Source organism: Gluconobacter sp. P5E10 (genome assembly GCF_018812145.1).
GTDB lineage: Bacteria > Pseudomonadota > Alphaproteobacteria > Acetobacterales > Acetobacteraceae > Gluconobacter > Gluconobacter cerinus.
Genome location: NZ_JACRVZ010000005.1, coordinates 205,791 through 222,946, shown reverse-complemented (window position 1 = coordinate 222,946; position 17,156 = coordinate 205,791). Strand labels below are relative to the sequence as shown.

Genomic DNA, 17,156 nt, shown 5'->3' with positions numbered 1-17,156 from the left:
GGTGAATCTGAAGTTCCTCTCATCAGGCATGATGTTGTCTTTCGCAGCTTTTGCCCTTTTTTCCATTAGCGATGCCTGTTCCAAAGGCCTTGCTGGGCAGCTGGATCCGTTTGAAGTTGCTTTTTCGGGCGGTATTTTCGGTTTTCTGATTCTGCCGTTCATCCGAAAGCCACAGGAATCCTATTCCGATATTTTCGCGACGGATCGCCCGTCCATGTGGCTGTTGCGTGCGTTTGCGACATTTGTGTCCACGGCTTCCAGTGTCATGGCTTTTATGCTGCTGCCGATGCCAGAAGCATTGTCACTCATGTTCCTGATGCCATTTTTCGTGACCCTGATTTCCGTCGGAATTCTGAAAGAAAAGGTCTCCGGGTGGACCTGGCTTTCAGTTGGTGTTGGATTTCTCGGGGTCCTGATCGTTCTACGACCGGGCGTGCGGGCGTTTCATCTGGGGCACCTCTGTGCGGTGATCGCGGCCATGGCGAATGCTGCCAGTGTGATTGCCTACAGACTGGCAGGCAACCAGAGCGCCCGACTGTCCTTGTTTGGCTCAAGCCTGTTTGGCCCGCTGATCGGCGATGGTCTTTTGATGCTGGCACACGCCACATGGCCACATGGTGCTGTGAACTGGGCGCTTTTGTTCGGATACGGTTTTCTGGCCGCTCTTGGTCAGCTCTTCATGATGATGGCAACGGCTCTGGCGCCAGCTAACCGGGTTGCACTGCCCCAGTACAGTCAGATGCTCTGGGCAGTCGCATTCAGTTATCTGCTTTTTCATCAGCCGTTGGATAACTGGACGTTCGTGGGCATCGTTATCGTAACACTTTCCGGCATGCTGCACTGGGTGCGCCAGAAGCTTCATTACGAACGGCTGGCCCTGGAAGGGCACTGGCAAAAACATCATCCGTCTTCTCGTCCGCCTGCTGAAGTGGCTTGAGTGGCGGGTAGCGGGCTAGTGCCTTTATGAGGGGCTGGCTGAGTATTTTCTGAGACATTCAGAAGCGTTGAGTAGCGAGACGTTTCTGCAGAAACGTATGTTTCTCTTATAAAAGATTAGTGATCGTCAGAATAAGATGTGGTTTCGTTTTTGCGGTGGTCTTGTGAGTATCTGCAATTGTCTCAATTTTTGACCTGAGCATCTCATTTTTGTCGCGATGTGTCCGTATGTACTTTTGGGCGTCTCAAAGGTTCTTTATGCGTGACGCGATTGGCAATGCTCGTTAGCCCCTGTAAAATCGTTCGCAACTATGGCTGCGGACGTGCGTGGCTACTTTATTAACTGGTGGAAGAATATCTGCTCCATGGTTCAGAACGTCGTCCCAGTCATCCTCTCTGGTGGGTCCGGAAGCCGCCTGTGGCCCGTTTCACGCAAAAGCTATCCAAAGCAGTTCTGGCCTCTTCTGAGTGATAAGACGCTCATTCAGGAAACTGCTCTTCGAGGGCGAGCTGCGGGCTTTGCCGATCCGGTTGTCATCTGCAATTCAGAGCATCGTTTCATCGTTGCTGAGCAACTGCGTGACGCGGGGATTCACAAGGCCAAGATCGTTCTTGAGCCGGTTGGCCGAAACTCTGCTCCTGCTATCGCTGCTGCGGCTTTCATGGTCGCAGAGCAAGACCCGGACGCCATCCTCTGGATTATGGCAGCTGACGCTGCCATTACCGATGAGACTGCTCTTCAGCACTCCCTGAAAGATGCTCTGAAGGCTGCAGAGGCTGGCCGGATCGTTACGTTTGGAATGAAGCCGACGCGACCGGAAACGGGTTACGGATACATTGAGGCCGGTTCTGAACTGGCCGGTGTACAGGGCGTCTATGAAGTCTCCCGTTTCATTGAAAAGCCGCAGGCTGCAAAAGCCGAAGAACTTTTCCAGTCCGAGAAGTGTCTCTGGAATTCGGGAATGTTCTTTGCCAAGGCTGGCGTATTCCTGAAAGAGACGGAACAGTTCGAGCCCCGGATTTACGAAACCGTTGGGCAGTCGGTACGCAATCGCCATACCGATATGGATTTCGAGCGGCTGGAAGAAGAAAGCTTCTCTGCTGCGCCAGATATTTCCGTTGATTACGCTATTGCCGAGCGCACCAAGCTTGCAGCCGTTGTACCGGGTAATTTCGGGTGGTCGGATATTGGCAGCTGGGACGCTCTGTGGGATCTGACGCCCAAGGATGCAGAGGGGAATGCGACCTTCGGCGATGTTTTTCTTGATGATGCGCGGAACTGTTACGTCCGTTCAGATGGTATCATCGCCACAGTTGCCGGTGTGGATGATCTGATCGTGGTGGTGACACCGGATGCGGTAATGGTCTCGCATCGCGATCGTGCTCAGGATGTGAAGCACATGGTAAACCGGCTGGCGCAGGCAGGCCGTAAGGAAGCTGTCGCGCACAACCGGTGCTATCGTCCGTGGGGCTTCTACGAAAGCCTCATTCAGGCCGATCGTTTCCAGGTCAAGCGTATCGTAGTCGAGCCAGGGGCGAAGCTCTCCTTGCAGAAGCATTTCCATCGTGCGGAGCACTGGGTCGTTGTTGGTGGAACTGCCATGGTGACACGTGACGAAGACCTGGTGATGGTTCGTGAAAACGAAAGCATCTATCTGCCGTTGGGCTGTGTTCACCGTCTGGAAAATCCGGGCAAGATCCCCTTGACCCTGATTGAAGTTCAGTCCGGTCCTTATCTTGGGGAAGATGATATCGTTCGTATCGAAGACGTATACGCACGAAGCTGATCTGAGACGTCAGGCAGGCGGATCAATCCACCCTGCCTTGACGGCTTCGGTCATTTGATCAGGAGTATCGAGGTCTTCGAGCAATTCGGGGGCCTCGATTTTTTTTGGTGGCAGGTCTGCCCACAGGTCCCGAAACCCCTTGTCCCCACTGAGTTTGGGGGCCTTGGCTAATGTGGCGGCAGAGACGCGAACCGGAATCCCCATCGCGCCTTTCTTGTACTGTGTGACGACATTCGCATTGGTAGGGAAGGTGTCCCTGAGCAGAAGCAGGTGTGGCAGAGATAGCCTCGGCTGGTCTGTTCCCGCGATGAGAATTGACCTGTCCCGTCCACACAAAGCTCGTGCTGCGCATTGAATGGAACTCGCTAGGCCTGTGCTCCAAAGCGGGTTGTAGCATATGTCCACAGGGAGCCCTTGAAGGGCTAGGGCGACGGCTTCGGCGGAGCCTCCGGTAATGATGACCAATCGGTCCGGAGATGTGCTCAGGAGAAGTTCTGCAACGTACCGGACAAGCGGTGTGCCCTGACGGGTGAGCAACTGCTTGGGACGCTTCAGTCTCGTGCTGCCGCCTGCGGCAAGAAGAACTGCGTCATGAGGCATTATGCTGGGCGGTTCGCTGTGATCTGGGATAAAATCGACAGAGCAATCTGCATCGGATTACGTGCGTTGATGTCCATCCCTGCGGGCAGGTGAAGTTTCTCCAGATCTTCTGCGGTGATGCCGGCAGCATGTAACGCAGCAAGCCGATTGGAGATTTTGCGCCGGCTGCCCAGAATTCCAACGCAGAAGGCGTCGGATTTCAGAGCTTTCGAGGCGATGGCCAGATCCGTGTGAGCATCGTGCGTCAGAGCGTAAACTGCGCTCCAGGCATCCAGGCGCAAATCATGCAGAGCCTCGTCCAGATAGCGACGATCGTAGCAATCTGGCGCCAACCCTTCCGGCGGAAGCGCAGGACCCAGTGGGCGCAGCAAAAAAGGCTCAACCCCGAACTGGGGGGCCAGCTTCAGAAGAGCCAGTGTCACCGGATCTCCTCCCGCGACAATCAGTCGAATCGGTGGCGTATGTCGTCGTACAAACAAATTACCCCGCGTTTGCACAACTGACGGCGAAACATGCATCTCGCCGGTTTCGAGATCCGTTTGTACGATGATGGCCTGACGGGCTTCTCTCGCCTGACGGAGCGCAGCGACATAAGCGGCAAGGTTTGCGATGGGCCGAACGAAAATGCCGATCCTGCCACCACAGGTTAATTGAATATCCAGAACCGGACTGCCTGCGCCATAATCCAGAGATCTGGGCTGGCGGTCTTTCAGGCATTGCAGGGCTTCTGCTGCAACTGCTGCTTCCACGCATCCGCCAGACACATAGCCCTGTACGTCTCCCGCGCTGGAAATGGCCATTTCACTGCCAAGGGGGCGGGGAGACGATCCGGTGATTGACACCAGCGTAGCAAGGGCTACCTCTTTCCCCTGTGCCAGCCAGATCTCCAGGTACGGGAGGAGATCGTCTGTCAGGCCATAGTCTGGCCACTGGGGAAGAGGAACAAGCCCGTCCGGCCCAATCATGAAATATCCTTTCCTTTATGGGGCCATGAGACTAATCCCAAATGCGTTTGTGACATAGCCTGTCATGCCGGGGAGTTGATCGGGGCGGCATCAGGTCTATATCGGCAAAGATGAACTCCGGACACGGATCATCAGTGGAGCGGAAATTGGTTGAACTCCTGAGCGTCGCGCAGGCCGTGGACCTTGTCCTCGGATATGCAGGTCATTTTGGAACGGAACATGTTCCGCTGGCCGAGGCTTCTGGCCGCATCCTGCAACAGAGTGTCCATGCCGAACGTGATCAGCCTCCTTATGACCGGGTCATGATGGACGGCGTAGCTTACCGTTATGGCGCTGGCGCAGTTCTGGGCTGCCATGGTGTCCAGCGCGCAGGGATACCCGCGCGGCCTTTGCCAGATGGAGCGACCTGCCTTGATGTCATGACGGGAGCCGTTTTGCCGGAAGGGGCTGACACCGTTGTTCCCGTTGAGCGATTGATCCGTGATGGCAAGCATGTGCATTTTGAAGCCGGATATGAGCCTCAAAAAGGCCAGTTCGTTCATCTGAAAGGATCAGATTGCGAGGCGAGGCATGAACTCCTGAAGCCTGGTCTGCGTCTGAATGGGCCTGCTTTGGCGGTGCTGGCTGGTAATGGATATCCCACCGTTGAAGTCTCTAAAGTGCCTTCAATCGGCATTGTGGCCACAGGTGATGAACTGGTTGATGTCGGGACGGCTGTTCAGAGCTGGGAAATCAGGCGTTCAAATGAATACGCCCTGACGGGAGCTTTGGCTTCGAGAGGCTTTACCCGCCTTGAACGCTCGGTGGTCCCCGATGATCTGGCCGAGACCATGCTGGCACTGGAAAAGCAGCTTGCCCGGCATGAAGTGCTGATCCTGAGCGGCGGGGTCTCAATGGGGCAGTTCGATCACGTTCCCAAGGCGTTGACGAAACTTGGTGTGGAGCGGGTTTTTCATAAGGTTGCGCAACGTCCCGGCAAGCCGCTCTGGTTTGGGGTTGGTCCTGAGGGGCAGCGCGTTTTTGGTCTGCCGGGAAATCCCGTGTCGGCCACCTGTTGTGCCACACGTTACGTTATTCCCATGCTTCTGGCGGGGCAGGGCGTCAATCGGCCAGAAACCTACTCCGTTAAGCTCGATGCTGATGCTGCACGTGTGTCGACATTGACCCGCTATCTGCCCGTTCGTGTCCGGCACGATGCCTCGGGGCAGGCATGGGCAACCCCTTATCCGATGCCCACATCTGGCGATTTCAGCTTTCTTGCGGCAACAGATGGGTTCGTGGAGTTGGCGCCTGGCGATGTCGCTGCCCCAGCCGGGTCCCATGCTGTGTTCCATGGCTGGTAGCACGCGTCACGATCCTGTCCGGGACCGCTTCAATCGCCCGCTGCATGATTTGCGGATTTCGGTGATGGACCGGTGCAACTTCCGATGCCCTTACTGCATGCCGGAAGCGACGTATCATGAACATTTTCGCTTTCTGGAGCCCAAGGAACGTCTGAGCTTTGATGAAATTGTCCGGGTTGCAGGGGCGGCGGTATTGCTGGGCGTCACCAAATTGCGTCTCACAGGGGGTGAACCTCTTCTAAGGCCTGATCTCGTCTCTTTGGTACGCAGGCTGGTCGCAATTCCAGGCGTCGAAGATGTGGCACTGACGACCAATGGTGTTCTGCTAGGCCGACATGCGCAGTCTTTGAAGGACGCTGGTCTAGGGCGCATTACGGTAAGCCTGGACAGTCTTGATCCCGCTATTTTTGCACGAATGAGTGGGGGCCGGGCGCAACTCGAACCAGTTCTGGAGGCTATCGAGCACGCGGAGGCATTAGCGTTCCCCGGTGGGGTCAAGCTGAACACCGTCGTCCAGCGTGGCGTTAATGATGACGGGGTCGAAGCTTTGGCTGCCCGCTTCCGTCATACGGGTGTTATCGTCCGTTTCATTGAATACATGGATGTCGGCACGCGGAATCACTGGGAGCTGGGTGAAGTTGTTCCATCTCGTGAACTAGTCGAGCGATTGAACGCTCACTGGCCGCTTGAGCCACTGGGCGCGCAGTATCAGGGTGAGGTTGCGCGTCGGTATCGGTATCAGGATGGTGCGGGTGAGATTGGGTTCATTTCTTCCGTGACAGCGCCGTTCTGTGGGGATTGTTCACGGGCGCGACTGTCGTCGGAAGGACAGATTTATACGTGCCTTTTTGCTTCGGAAGGGACAGACCTGCGGTCACTTCTTCGCAGTGGGGCAGATGACGAGGCTTTACGCGAGCGTCTGGCTTCGGTGTGGCGGATGCGTACCGACAGGTACAGTGAAGAACGAACCGCCGGTGAGGCATCTTCGACGAAACGTCGGATAGAAATGAATTATATCGGTGGTTAGATCGGGAGATCAGGACGGATGAAAACGCTCACTCATGTTGATGAACGTGGTGAAGATCCGCGCATGGTGGATGTCAGCGGCAAGACCGTGACAGACCGTACGGCTCATGCTCAGGCCCGTGTTCTCTTTCCCCGGGACATTGCGCAGACGCTGAGTGATGCCGGGTTCATGACCAAGAAGGGTGCGGTTCTGACTGTCGCGCAGATTGCGGGCGTCATGGGTGTGAAAGCGACGTCCCAGTTAATTCCGCTGTGTCATCCTCTATCCCTGAACGGATGTCGTGTGGAAATCACCATGGAGGGTGATGAAGCCGTCATCGACTGCCGCGTGTCCTGCCTGGGCAAAACAGGTGTGGAAATGGAAGCCCTGACGGGTGCCTCAGTCGCTGCTCTGACGATCTATGACATGTGTAAGGCTCTGTCTCATGACATGGTCATTCGCGAAGTGAAGCTTATGGGTAAGGCCGGTGGAAAGCGTGACTTCCAGCGGATTGAAGCATGAGGCCCCTTTACGGTCTGGTTCTGGCGGGTGGCGTCAGTGCGCGGATGGGGCAGGACAAAGCTGAGTTGTCCTATCATGGAGCGCCCCAGTTACAGGTGGCGTATGAAGCGCTTTCTCCGCTTGTGGAACGCTGTTTTGTCTCTGTGCGTTCGGCACAGAAAGAGGACCCGCTACGGGCACGGTTTCCTCAGATTGTTGACGCTGTCACTGTAGACGGTCCAGCCGCTGGCCTTCTGTCTGCACATCAGGCATTCCCGGAGGCTGCCTGGCTGGTTCTGGCGTGCGATCTGCCACTCCTGGATCAGGTTACGCTTGAAACTCTGATTGCCGCCCGTGATGATCAGCATGTGGCGGTGGCTTATCGCAGCGAACATGACGGACTGCCAGAACCGCTTTGTGCGATCTGGGAGCCGAGAGCGCTGGACGCTCTGGCGCGTCAGGTCGAAGGAGGGCGGAAGTGTCCTCGTAAGCTTCTTATCAATAGCCAGACGTTACTGCTTTCCCCGCGGACAGTCGGTGCTCTGGATAACATCAATACTCCGGAAGAACGTGCAAGCGTCTCACGGCGATTGGGAGGACAGATGATCCGCCTCGATGTGGAATATTTTGCTCAGATGCGTGAACTCGCAGGGCAGAAAATGGAAACTGTGGAAACGCATTTCGGAACGGTCGGTCCGCTTTATGAGCAGCTGAAAGAGAAATATGGCTTTCCGTTTGAGGCTGATCGCCTGCGGGTTGCTTTGAATGGAGATTTCGCACCTTGGACGCAGCCTCTGAAGAGCGGGGACCACGTTGTGTTCATTCCGCCGGTGACCGGCGGATGACCCATTTTCTGATGGCTGATGCGCCAGTTGATCTGAACATGCTGCGAGAGGGCTTACATCTGGCTGAAGCTGGTGGCTTCTGCACTTTTGAAGGCTGGGTTCGCAATAGCAACGAGGGCCGTCCAGTGGATGGTCTGGAATATGAATCCTACGCTGCTCTCGCTGAAAAAGAGGGTGCGCGGATTATTGAAGAAGCATTGGCTAGATTTGAAATCAGCCATGCTGTGGCCATGCACCGGACGGGAACACTTCGGGTTGGGGATGTTGCCGTGTGGATCGGCGTCTCCGCGCCTCATCGCGATGCGGCGTTCCGAGCCTGTCGTTATATCATCGACGAGATCAAGCACCGGGTGCCCGTCTGGAAGAAAGAGCATTATCTGGATGGTGACGCCGAATGGGTGGCCTGCCATCACTGTCAGGTCGCTCCCCGGATAAGCGATGACGATCACGGGCACGACCATCATCACCACCACGATCATGGGTCTTGCGGTCACAAGCACTGATCTATTGCCCGGCGAGTGCGTCTGACTATGGCCGGGCATTCTCTTCTTTCTGAAAAATCAGAGTGTTGCTGTCCTCTTTCCAGGAGAGGGCAGCGAGCATTTTTTTCGTGCAACAAGCGTGCGGTCACGCATTTTTAGTTTGATATTGCAAATCATTCTCAATTAGAGTGTCTCTGGTTCTGCTGATTCGGAGATTGATCATGACACGGACACCGCTTTTCCTGTCTGACCTGTGCTGCTGCGAAAGACTGGCACTCTGGAGTATCCGGTGTCTGGTCAGCCGATACCGCCTGCCGTACTGCCATGAAACCCGCACGACGGATGGCATGTTTCCGGCATCTTTCCGTCCTGTTCTTGATGCCGCGGAGCGCGCGTTCGAGGATGCAGCCCAGCATCTTAGAGAAGCCGGGCAGCCTGTGCTGGATATCAATCCGCCAGGCTCTCAGGGGCTAAGTGCGATGGAGGAGCGCTTTCTCCAGGGGATCCAGACGGTGCAGAATGATGGCCAGAAGGAAGTCTTCCACCTTCTTGCCGACCTTTTTCCCGAGCGACTGATGCAGGGTTACATTGTCACGGCTCTCGCCCTGATTTCAGACTGTATGGCTGGGATTGGTCACTGGCTTCCGCGGCATGAGCGCAAGACGGCAGGGGCCGGAGCTTTGTCATCTCTGGCACGATGGAAAAAGACTCATCCGGCTGAAATGCGGGTGCTTTGGCCACGGGATATCCCCCAGGCCTGGGCGGGACGAACTCTGCACTGAATTCCGCTGAAATTTGCAAGAGACGAAACACCACAGCCTGCTGGGCTTGGATTTAAAAGCGGTCAGACCTCACCAGACTGCCCTGCAATCATGAGTGAAGTCTGGACCGAATGGGTGTGTGGACTCAGTCCACGCCAACCATGACGCTGGAAGCCTTGATAACGGCATAGGCTTCCTTGCCCACTGTCAGTGACAGTTCCTCAACAGCTTCATTGGTGATGGCACTTGTAATAATCGTGCCGTTGACGTCGATCGTGATGTGAGACGTCGTTGCGCCTTTTACGATCTGTGTAATCTGACCTTTGAGCTGATTACGTGCGCTGAGTTTCATGGTGCTGTCCTTTTGCTACCCCCTTGGAGATGGGGGTGACACATTAGGACACAAGGCCTGAGGAAGCAGACAAGGCTTTTTTCGGGGATGGCCTGTGCCACCCCCAATCAGAAGCGTCTTAGATATAGTGCTCGGTCAGAGGCGGAAAACCATTGAACCCGACGGAGCAGTAGGTCGAGACATAAGCGCCAGTCGCCAGGATTTCGATACGATCTCCAGACTTCAGGCTGTTCGGCAGCGGGATGCGGTTCTTCTCATAGAGAATATCGACACCATCGCAGCTTGGTCCTGCCACGACGCAGGGTGAACGTGAGCTGTCTGTGTCGTCGCGAGACGTGCGGAATGTGTAGCGAATGGCTTCACCTTCCGTTTCCGCGAGGCCGCCGAAGCGTCCGATGTCCAGATAGACCCAGCGTGGGTCTGTTTCTGCACCGCCACGACGGCTCACAAGAATGACCTCGCTCGACACTACACCGGCCTGACCGACCATATATCGGCCCGGCTCCAGCAGAACCTCTGGCTGCCCATCAGGAAAGTGCTCACGGAGAGCGGCCTGAATGGCAGCGCCAAATTCCTGCACAGACGGAATGTCTTCCCGATAATGGGTTGGGAAGCCGCCGCCCAGATTGATCATCTGAAGGTCAAGGCCTTCCGCGCGCAGCTCATGATAGAGGCGTGCGGCCGTTGCAATGGCGTGCTGGTAAGCGGCGATACCCGTCTGCTGGCTTCCGACATGGAACGAGAGGCCATAGGGATGCAGGCCAAGATCGCGCGCACGGATCATCAGGTCGCGGGCGTGGGCAATTGTTGTGCCGAACTTGCGCGACAGCGGCCAGTCAGCGCCTTCGTTCTCAACAGCCAGGCGGCAGAAGACGCGCGCTCCCGGTGCGTTCTCTGCAATCTTTTCGAGCTCTTCCATGCTGTCGAGCACAAAGAGATCAATGCCCATGTCCCGGGCTTCACGGATGGCACCAACCTTCTTGAGCGTATTGCCATAGGAGATGCGATCGGGTGTGGCGCCAGCCTTCAGGCACATCCGGATTTCTTCGAGCGATGCTGCATCGAAAGACGATCCCAGAGCGACAAGGCGCTTCAGGATGGACGGTGCCGGATTGGCCTTGATGGCGTAATAGATCTTGCCAGCTGGTAGGGCGTCGTGAAGGGCACGATAGTTGCTTTCCACAACATCGAGATCAACGACGAGGCAAGGGGTTGCCGGCTGCTGCTCGGCAAGAAAACGGGTGATTTTGGGAGTCATGACACTCTTTCCCAGAACCGGACTCGTCAGGGAACAGTTACACCCTGCGAGTGTGTTGCGAAACGGTCGAACGGACCAGCGAATAGCGGGGACCCAAAAGAAGCGGGACCCGGAAGGCCAGAACGCTTGACGTCGTTGCGTAACCTCGAGAGGGCCAGTGGCACGTGCGTTGCTGCGTGACGGGGCGTATGAAACCAAAGCCCCGCCGTTGCAAGAGCTAATTTTGCATTATTTGTGTTTTGGAAATATTGAGGGGATTGAAATCGGGGCAAATTCGGAACGCAGAAGGCGATTTCTGCGTATGCTAGGTTCTGTCGATCCTGAGAACGGAACGACTTAATCTCGCCTGTTGCCCATAACAGGAACTGCCGAGGACCCCCTGAGTGAGCTTATTTCCCGATTCTGCGTCAGCTTCCGGTCCAGCGCCAGACGCACCTTCGGAGCCTGGCCGGAAAAAAATTCACCAGGACATCCAGCGTGTCCATGAACTGGCGCCTGAACCTAGCGAAGAAGATATTCGCAAGGCGCGTGAACTTGGTCCTGATGCCCCGGGTACAGGAGCGAACTCCCCTCTGAGTATGCCCAGAGCAGGATGGAAGATTGTCCTGCGCCAGGTCTTCTCGGAAGTAGGATCGTCCCAGACGTCCCTTTCTGCTGCGGGTTGCGCGTTTTACGCCACGCTCTCTCTCTTCCCGGCCATATCGAGCCTGATCTCGCTTTATGGTCTGGCGTTTGATTTGCAGACCGTTGAGCCGCAGCTTGAAGTGCTGCGTCATCTGCTGCCCCCAACAGCTTATTCGCTGATTGGCAATCGTATTCACGAGCTGGTTTCCCAGCCGCATACGTCTCTGACCATAGGGCTGATTTTTTCTGTTTCCGTCGCCTTGTGGTCCGCTTCAGCCAGTACGAAGTCGATCCTGTCCGCGTTAAACATGGCATATAATGCCACCGAAACGCGCGGCTTCCTGAGGTTCCAGGCAACTGCTCTGGCTACCACTCTGATGGCTGTTGTTGGTGCTGCGCTGACATTGGCGCTGATGGTGGCTGCGCCTGCGCTGGTTGATTACCTTCCGCGCTATCTGGGCTTCAGAAAGCCGCCGCCGCCGTTTGATCTTCTAGTGTCTTACGGTGCGCCGCTTGTCGTGCACACGCTTGCACCGATCCTGATGCTGCTGTTCGTTTTCGTGGCAGTAACGATGCTTTATCGCTTTGCCCCCAGTCGGGAGCCAGCAAAGTGGCGGTGGATATTTCCCGGATCAGCGCTGGCGACCGTCCTGTGGGTTCTCATGTCGCTCGGGTTTTCGTGGTACGTCGCGCACTTTGCAAGTTACGGCGCAACCTATGGACCCTTGGGCGCAGTTGCGGCGATTATGATGTGGTTCTTTGTCAGTGCGTATGTTGTGCTCTTCGGAGCAGAGCTGAATGCGGGGCTGGAAGAGCGCATTAAAGGTGCGCAGCCCCGGATTGCTGGTCTGCCACAGACAGACCCTTTGATTGCTGAAGCCGTTACGGCCGAAAGTGCACCCCGGTAAACACCGGGGTAACTCAGCCCGTCCGTCGTTTTAACGTTGGGTGGGCTGCTTTGTGCTGTCAGATTGGGTGCCCGCAGCCTTGATGGCTTGTTCGCTCGTATCCTTGGACTCGGCTTCCGCGACTTCGCTCGCGGCATCTGACGCAGGCTTGTCAGCCATACGGGCAATGGTGACGTGGGCAGTTCCGCTATTCAGCATCCCGATCTTAGCCGCTGCCGCATGTGAAAGATCGATGATGCGGCTATTAAACGGCCCGCGATCGTTCACTGTGACAACAACAGAACGACCCGTATCTTCAGACGTCACCAGCAGTTTTGTGCCAATCGGCAGGGAAGGGTGTGCGGCTGTCAGATCATTTGTGTTGAAGATCGTCCCGCTACTGGTGCGACGTCCGTGGAAATGACGTCCATACCAGCTCGCCATGCCATGCTGGGTCCAGGACGCGGCCTTGTGGGCCCGGTTAGCCAGCGCGGATCGAACAGAGGCTGCCCAGCTGGTCCGGACCGTCCCCGCTGCATCACCAGAAGAATCGTCTGCTGCATGAGCAGTCGTTCCACCTGCAATTCCGGCAAGCGCGAGTGCAAATGTCATGCTGCGCAGGGGAGGCAGTCGACGGGATGAGCGAATGGCAGGCGGGGCAAATTTCACTAGACTGGTATCTTCTCCAGTGGACGAAAACGGGCTTGAGCCGTGCTTCCTAGCACAAAACCATGGGCCTGTCCCCCTTTTGAAGCCTGCGAAGACGGCAGGATTAGGGCGATGACGCTTTCATGACGGCTCCGAAAGTGCTATCGCGCGGCCAGATGAAACGTCCTCTCATTGCCGTTCTGAACGGTCCGAATCTCAATATGCTGGGTCTGCGCCAGCCTGGAATCTACGGTCACGCTACGCTCGACGATGTCGAGCAGGTGTGTATTCAGGCTGCTGAACGCCTCGATGTCGCGATCGATTTCCGCCAGACCAACGGTGAGGGAGAACTTGTGTCCTGGGTGCAGGAGTGTCGCGGCCGCGCTGATGGAATCGTGATCAATCCTGCTGCTTATGGGCATACCTCGATTGCCCTGCTCGACGCGCTTCTTGCGGTTGAGTTGCCGATAGTTGAGGTTCATATTTCCAACATTCATCGCCGGGAGCCATTCCGCCATCATACCTACGTCTCGCAGGCCGCCATCGGTGTGATCTGCGGCCTCGGCGTCAGGGGATACGCGCATGCGCTTCAGGCAATAACCGACATGATCGAAGACGAAGGATGAGCCGCATGCTCGTGGACAAGGATGCCATTCGGGCATTGGCCGATATTCTGACGCAGACCGGCCTGACCGAAATCGAGATCTCCGAAGCTGATAGCCGCATTCGCGTGGCGCGCAACGTCAACGTGGTTCAGGCTGCTGCACCAGCCGTTGCTGCTGCTCCCGCCGCAGCACCAGCCGCTGCTCCTGTTGCGGCACCTCCGGCTGATCCTGCCAAGCATCCTGGTGCGGTTCCAAGCCCGATGGTGGGTGTCGCCTATCTGGCGCCGGATCCGGCTTCCCCGGCATTCGCTCAGGAAGGTCAGACGGTTTCTGCCGGTCAGACGATCATGCTGATCGAGGCCATGAAAACCTTTAACCAGATCAAGGCTCCTCGCTCTGGTACCCTGACAAAGTTCTTTGTCGAGTCCGGGCAGCCTGTTGAATTTGGCGAAGCTCTGGCGATCATCGAGTAATGATTTCTAAAGTCCTTATTGCCAATCGAGGCGAGATCGCGCTGCGTATCCAGCGCGCCTGCCGTGAGATGGGCATCAAAACCGTGGCCGTGCATTCGACGGCTGACGCCGATGCAATGCATGTGCGTCTTGCTGATGAAGCCGTCTGCATCGGTCCGCCGAGTGCACGCGATTCTTATCTGAACGTCGCTGCCATTCTGTCAGCCGCCATGATTACGGGCGCGGATGCCATTCATCCGGGTTATGGCTTTCTGTCAGAAAATGCCGAGTTCGCCGAGACTGTTGAAGAGCATGGTCTGGCGTTCATTGGCCCGACGGCGGAGCATATCCGCACGATGGGCGACAAGATCACGGCCAAGACGACCATGCGTGCGCTTGGCGTGCCGCTGGTGCCGGGTTCCGATGGAGCACTGGTCGATATTCAGGCCGCCCGTGAAGTCGCCGAAAAGGTCGGTTATCCGGTCCTGATCAAGGCCGCTGCCGGCGGGGGTGGTCGCGGCATGAAGGTTGCGCAGACCGCAGATGATATCGAGGAAGCCTGGTCGGTAGCTCGTGCAGAAGCCCGTGCCGCCTTCGGTAATGACGAGGTCTATCTCGAGAAGTATCTCGATCGCCCGCGTCATATCGAGCTTCAGATCCTTGGTGATGCCCATGGCAACGTGGTGCATTTTGGCGAGCGTGACTGCTCTCTCCAGCGTCGTCACCAGAAGCTGCTTGAAGAAGCCGGTTCCCCGGCTCTGACGGATGCCGAACGTGAAGAAATCGGTCGGACCTCGACCGAGGCTCTGGCTCGCATGGGCTACCGGAATGCTGGCACGCTTGAGTTCCTGTATCAGGATGGCCAGTTCTGCTTCATCGAGATGAATACCCGCCTTCAGGTGGAACATCCGGTGACGGAAATGGTGTGCAGTGTCGATCTGGTGCGTGAGCAGATCCGGATCGCTGCTGGTGAGCAACTCGGTTATACGCAAAAGGACATCAAGATGTCCGGCCATGCGATCGAGTGCCGCATCAACGCCGAAAACCCGGAAACTTTTGCGCCGAGCCCGGGCACGGTCAATGTTTTCCATGCCCCAGGTGGCCTTGGTGTGCGAATGGACAGCGCCATTTACGCTGGCTATCGCATCCCGCCTTACTACGACAGCATGATTGCCAAGCTTATCGTTCATGCGCCGACGCGCCAGGAAGCCATTGCCCGCATGCAGCGTGCTTTGGATGAATGTGTGGTGGATGGAGTGGAAACGGTTATTCCGCTGCATCGGAAAATTCTGGCGGATCCGACTTTCCAGAAAGGTGACTACACAATTCACTGGCTGGAAAACTTTGTCGCCGCCCAGACCAAGTCCTGAAGCGGAGATGATGTGATGAGTTATGTAGAGACCATCTTTCTGGACGTTCAGCCTGGGCATATCCCGCAGGTGGTCTCTGCTCTCTCAGGTCTTGAGGGGGTAGGGGCATGGGTGACCGAAATAGGTCGCCTGAACCGCATTACCCTTCTCAGGACAGCGCAGACCTACGAGGCGCTTTTGAGTGGCCGTCCAGACGTCTTGTCTAGCCTGCCTCATGAGAACCTGGTTCGGGTGGAAGTGACATCCTGGCGCGCCATCACGCCTGTCGCCAATCCCGACTCTTATGGAAGTGTCTATGAATGGCGCTGCTATGAGGCCAAGGCGGATGGCATGCCTGACGTTGAGGAGCGTTTCCTTGCTGCTGTGCCGGAGAGAGAAACGGTGTCCCCGCTGACGTGCACACTCGTCTCTCTTGAGGGCACGCCGCGCATTGCGCATCTGTGGCCTTATGCAGACCTGAATGCACGGTCGGAAAAGAGGGCCGCTGCTGTGGCTACCGGAAGCTGGCCGCCAAAAGTCGCGCCGTTTCTGACGCGGATGGAAAGCGAGATTCTGCTGCCATTGGCAATCTCTCTCTGGAACTGAAGTGTTCGGTCTTTAGTGTCCGTATTCAAAAAAAGGCGGCCTGCAGAATATGCAGGCCGCCTTTTTTTGTTTCTGGTTCCGCGCGTTAGATGGGCGCGAGAGCTTACTTCTTGGTCGCGTTTGCGGGGGCTAGTGTCGTAACGAAGTCTTCGGACACAAACACAATGGAATCCAGAGCTTCATCCAGAGCCTCTACAGCTTGCTGCGGATGGCGACCTTCCGTGAAGACAGTTGCCCGATTGATTGCGCCTTGGAATGGGGCAATCGGGGCTAGGGCGAGAATGAAGTCCGCATTCTGGCCCACGACTTTCATTGTCTGGGCAGCTGAGTCCGTATCACCGTTCTTCAGCTGAGCATTGGCGGATGCGACAGCTGCTTTCTGCTCTGGGGCAAGCGTCTCGCTGGCAATGAACTCACCACCCACGGGTAGCCAGTCAACCTGGCCGGAGACCGCATGATGCGTTGAGGGAAGTGGGTGCTGTGGAGCTGCGTGCAGATCGTTTTCTGCGGCCTGGAACTTTTGACTGGCTGTTGTTGCGGCGGTCAGTCGCTTCTGGGCATCATAGAGAGCCGGAATGGCAGCATCTGTCTGACCGGCACTCAGGATCTGACGTGCTTTGAGAATGTCCGTAACGGCGCGTTGCCCGTCAGCAGACAGGTGATGAAATGCCCGATGGGCTTTGAAAGATTCCCAGTCCTTGTGAAGAGATCCGGCATGCGCTGGCATGGCGAAGAGTGTCAAAGCTGCTGATGCAAGGATGGGAAGTAGAATTCGCATGATGAGATCCTAATGAATATAAAATCAATATCGAGAAACATAAAAACATAATTCAGAATCTATCAAATGAAAGTTGATTTATATTTCATCATTAATCCGGATCAATTTCGTTCTGATTTCCTGCGGCGGGAATTCATTTTGAGTATTTGCTCATCATCGCATCTGCGTATATGAAAATACATAATATTGAAAATACCGGGTAAATCTGAGTTTGTACTTTATTTTCATTTTTTCGAAAAAAAACGGTTTAAATGAAAAGATAAAAAGCCATTCTGAGAAATAAAAATAATAAATTTTCTCGGAAAGGCATTGTGAGGTGTTGCTGTTCCAGGTTCGGTTCCGTATGAAAGTAGCCCCTTCACGAGGCTGTG

General features: G+C 56.0%; 19 protein-coding genes. 13 read left to right on the top strand and 6 right to left on the bottom strand.

The features are described 5' to 3' along the window. Position 1 precedes the first annotated feature (1 nt). On the top strand, positions 2–937 hold the full coding sequence (locus KP707_RS12445; RefSeq protein ID WP_264649226.1) for a DMT family transporter: 936 nt from the start codon (positions 2–4) through the stop codon (positions 935–937). Between the two features lie 364 nt (positions 938–1,301). Then, positions 1,302–2,723, top strand: a complete 1,422-nt coding sequence (locus KP707_RS12440; protein ID WP_211503362.1) for a mannose-1-phosphate guanylyltransferase/mannose-6-phosphate isomerase — start codon at positions 1,302–1,304, stop codon at positions 2,721–2,723. A 9-nt stretch (positions 2,724–2,732) separates the two neighbouring features. On the opposite strand, the gene KP707_RS12435 is transcribed toward KP707_RS12440, so the two are convergent. Then, positions 2,733–3,323: an NTP transferase domain-containing protein gene (locus tag KP707_RS12435; RefSeq protein ID WP_211503254.1), complete on the bottom strand. Its 591-nt coding sequence runs from the start codon at positions 3,321–3,323 to the stop codon at positions 2,733–2,735. Continuing rightward, a complete protein-coding gene (locus KP707_RS12430) occupies positions 3,323–4,288 on the bottom strand; it encodes an XdhC family protein (RefSeq protein WP_211503255.1) in 966 nt (321 codons plus the stop codon). The genes KP707_RS12435 and KP707_RS12430 overlap by 1 nt, the downstream gene beginning before the upstream one ends. A gap of 146 nt (positions 4,289–4,434) precedes the next feature. Here KP707_RS12430 and KP707_RS12425 point away from each other — a divergent pair, with 146 nt between their 5' ends. From KP707_RS12425 to KP707_RS12400, 6 genes are all read left to right on the top strand, one after another. Beyond that, a complete protein-coding gene (locus KP707_RS12425) occupies positions 4,435–5,631 on the top strand; it encodes a molybdopterin molybdotransferase MoeA (protein ID WP_249202963.1) in 1,197 nt (398 codons plus the stop codon). Then, a complete protein-coding gene (moaA, locus tag KP707_RS12420) occupies positions 5,585–6,658 on the top strand; it encodes a GTP 3',8-cyclase MoaA (protein WP_373687801.1) in 1,074 nt (357 codons plus the stop codon). Before KP707_RS12425 ends, moaA begins: the two co-directional genes overlap by 47 nt. Positions 6,659–6,676: 18 nt before the next feature. Beyond that, positions 6,677–7,159: a cyclic pyranopterin monophosphate synthase MoaC gene (gene moaC / locus KP707_RS12415; RefSeq protein ID WP_211503258.1), complete on the top strand. Its 483-nt coding sequence runs from the start codon at positions 6,677–6,679 to the stop codon at positions 7,157–7,159. After that, complete coding sequence (locus KP707_RS12410; protein WP_211503259.1) at positions 7,156–7,983, top strand: MoaD family protein; 828 nt, start codon at positions 7,156–7,158, stop codon at positions 7,981–7,983. The genes moaC and KP707_RS12410 overlap by 4 nt, the downstream gene beginning before the upstream one ends. Then, the gene (locus KP707_RS12405) at positions 7,980–8,486 is read left to right on the top strand and encodes a molybdenum cofactor biosynthesis protein MoaE (RefSeq protein WP_099213138.1); all 507 of its coding nucleotides are present in this window, start codon (positions 7,980–7,982) and stop codon (positions 8,484–8,486) included. Before KP707_RS12410 ends, KP707_RS12405 begins: the two co-directional genes overlap by 4 nt. Before the next feature lie 200 nt (positions 8,487–8,686). Further along, on the top strand, positions 8,687–9,247 hold the full coding sequence (locus KP707_RS12400) for a hypothetical protein (protein ID WP_211503260.1): 561 nt from the start codon (positions 8,687–8,689) through the stop codon (positions 9,245–9,247). A 124-nt stretch (positions 9,248–9,371) separates the two neighbouring features. Here KP707_RS12400 and KP707_RS12395 read toward each other — a convergent pair whose 3' ends face one another. Further along, positions 9,372–9,578: a molybdopterin-binding protein gene (locus tag KP707_RS12395; RefSeq protein ID WP_046901128.1), complete on the bottom strand. Its 207-nt coding sequence runs from the start codon at positions 9,576–9,578 to the stop codon at positions 9,372–9,374. 118 nt (positions 9,579–9,696) lie between these two features. After that, positions 9,697–10,836 (bottom strand): type III PLP-dependent enzyme, encoded by a 1,140-nt coding sequence (locus tag KP707_RS12390; RefSeq protein WP_211498528.1) that lies wholly within the window; start codon positions 10,834–10,836, stop codon positions 9,697–9,699. 383 nt (positions 10,837–11,219) lie between these two features. On the opposite strand from KP707_RS12390, the gene KP707_RS12385 reads away from it, so the two are divergent. Next, positions 11,220–12,368, top strand: coding sequence for a YihY/virulence factor BrkB family protein (locus tag KP707_RS12385; RefSeq protein WP_211503261.1), 1,149 nt, complete (start codon positions 11,220–11,222; stop codon positions 12,366–12,368). Positions 12,369–12,398: 30 nt separating this feature from the next. Here the strand turns inward: KP707_RS12385 and KP707_RS12380 are convergent, their stop codons facing one another. Continuing rightward, complete coding sequence (locus KP707_RS12380) at positions 12,399–12,959, bottom strand: septal ring lytic transglycosylase RlpA family protein (protein ID WP_211496771.1); 561 nt, start codon at positions 12,957–12,959, stop codon at positions 12,399–12,401. Between the two features lie 212 nt (positions 12,960–13,171). Here KP707_RS12380 and aroQ point away from each other — a divergent pair, with 212 nt between their 5' ends. The 4 genes from aroQ to KP707_RS12360 are packed head-to-tail and all read left to right on the top strand — an operon-like array spanning position 13,172 to position 16,007. Further along, entirely contained in the window at positions 13,172–13,621 is a 450-nt protein-coding gene (aroQ, locus tag KP707_RS12375; protein WP_023943307.1) for a type II 3-dehydroquinate dehydratase, read from the top strand. Further along, positions 13,618–14,073, top strand: a complete 456-nt coding sequence (locus tag KP707_RS12370; protein WP_099213141.1) for an acetyl-CoA carboxylase biotin carboxyl carrier protein subunit — start codon at positions 13,618–13,620, stop codon at positions 14,071–14,073. Before aroQ ends, KP707_RS12370 begins: the two co-directional genes overlap by 4 nt. Further along, positions 14,073–15,422 (top strand): acetyl-CoA carboxylase biotin carboxylase subunit, encoded by a 1,350-nt coding sequence (gene accC / locus KP707_RS12365; RefSeq protein WP_046901132.1) that lies wholly within the window; start codon positions 14,073–14,075, stop codon positions 15,420–15,422. The genes KP707_RS12370 and accC overlap by 1 nt, the downstream gene beginning before the upstream one ends. A gap of 15 nt (positions 15,423–15,437) precedes the next feature. Then, positions 15,438–16,007 (top strand): NIPSNAP family protein, encoded by a 570-nt coding sequence (locus tag KP707_RS12360; protein WP_211503262.1) that lies wholly within the window; start codon positions 15,438–15,440, stop codon positions 16,005–16,007. Positions 16,008–16,110: 103 nt separating this feature from the next. Here the strand turns inward: KP707_RS12360 and KP707_RS12355 are convergent, their stop codons facing one another. Further along, positions 16,111–16,785: a YfdX family protein gene (locus tag KP707_RS12355; RefSeq protein ID WP_211503263.1), complete on the bottom strand. Its 675-nt coding sequence runs from the start codon at positions 16,783–16,785 to the stop codon at positions 16,111–16,113. Positions 16,786–17,156: the final 371 nt, after the last annotated feature.

Excerpts from the sequence above, each read along its gene's own strand:
- moaA (WP_373687801.1), top strand. The coding sequence starts at position 5,585 with ATGTCGCTGCCCCAGCCGGGTCCCATGCTGTGTTCCATGGCTGGTAGC.
- KP707_RS12370 (WP_099213141.1), top strand. The coding sequence starts at position 13,618 with ATGAGCCGCATGCTCGTGGACAAGGATGCCATTCGGGCATTGGCCGAT.
- KP707_RS12390 (WP_211498528.1), bottom strand. The coding sequence starts at position 10,836 with ATGACTCCCAAAATCACCCGTTTTCTTGCCGAGCAGCAGCCGGCAACC.
- KP707_RS12355 (WP_211503263.1), bottom strand. The coding sequence starts at position 16,785 with ATGCGAATTCTACTTCCCATCCTTGCATCAGCAGCTTTGACACTCTTC.
- aroQ (WP_023943307.1), top strand. The coding sequence starts at position 13,172 with ATGAAACGTCCTCTCATTGCCGTTCTGAACGGTCCGAATCTCAATATG.
- KP707_RS12430 (WP_211503255.1), bottom strand. The coding sequence starts at position 4,288 with ATGATTGGGCCGGACGGGCTTGTTCCTCTTCCCCAGTGGCCAGACTAT.
- accC (WP_046901132.1), top strand. The coding sequence starts at position 14,073 with ATGATTTCTAAAGTCCTTATTGCCAATCGAGGCGAGATCGCGCTGCGT.
- KP707_RS12440 (WP_211503362.1), top strand. The coding sequence starts at position 1,302 with ATGGTTCAGAACGTCGTCCCAGTCATCCTCTCTGGTGGGTCCGGAAGC.
- KP707_RS12360 (WP_211503262.1), top strand. The coding sequence starts at position 15,438 with ATGAGTTATGTAGAGACCATCTTTCTGGACGTTCAGCCTGGGCATATC.
- KP707_RS12405 (WP_099213138.1), top strand. The coding sequence starts at position 7,980 with ATGACCCATTTTCTGATGGCTGATGCGCCAGTTGATCTGAACATGCTG.
- KP707_RS12395 (WP_046901128.1), bottom strand. The coding sequence starts at position 9,578 with ATGAAACTCAGCGCACGTAATCAGCTCAAAGGTCAGATTACACAGATC.
- moaC (WP_211503258.1), top strand. The coding sequence starts at position 6,677 with ATGAAAACGCTCACTCATGTTGATGAACGTGGTGAAGATCCGCGCATG.
- KP707_RS12380 (WP_211496771.1), bottom strand. The coding sequence starts at position 12,959 with ATGACATTTGCACTCGCGCTTGCCGGAATTGCAGGTGGAACGACTGCT.
- KP707_RS12435 (WP_211503254.1), bottom strand. The coding sequence starts at position 3,323 with ATGCCTCATGACGCAGTTCTTCTTGCCGCAGGCGGCAGCACGAGACTG.
- KP707_RS12410 (WP_211503259.1), top strand. The coding sequence starts at position 7,156 with ATGAGGCCCCTTTACGGTCTGGTTCTGGCGGGTGGCGTCAGTGCGCGG.
- KP707_RS12400 (WP_211503260.1), top strand. The coding sequence starts at position 8,687 with ATGACACGGACACCGCTTTTCCTGTCTGACCTGTGCTGCTGCGAAAGA.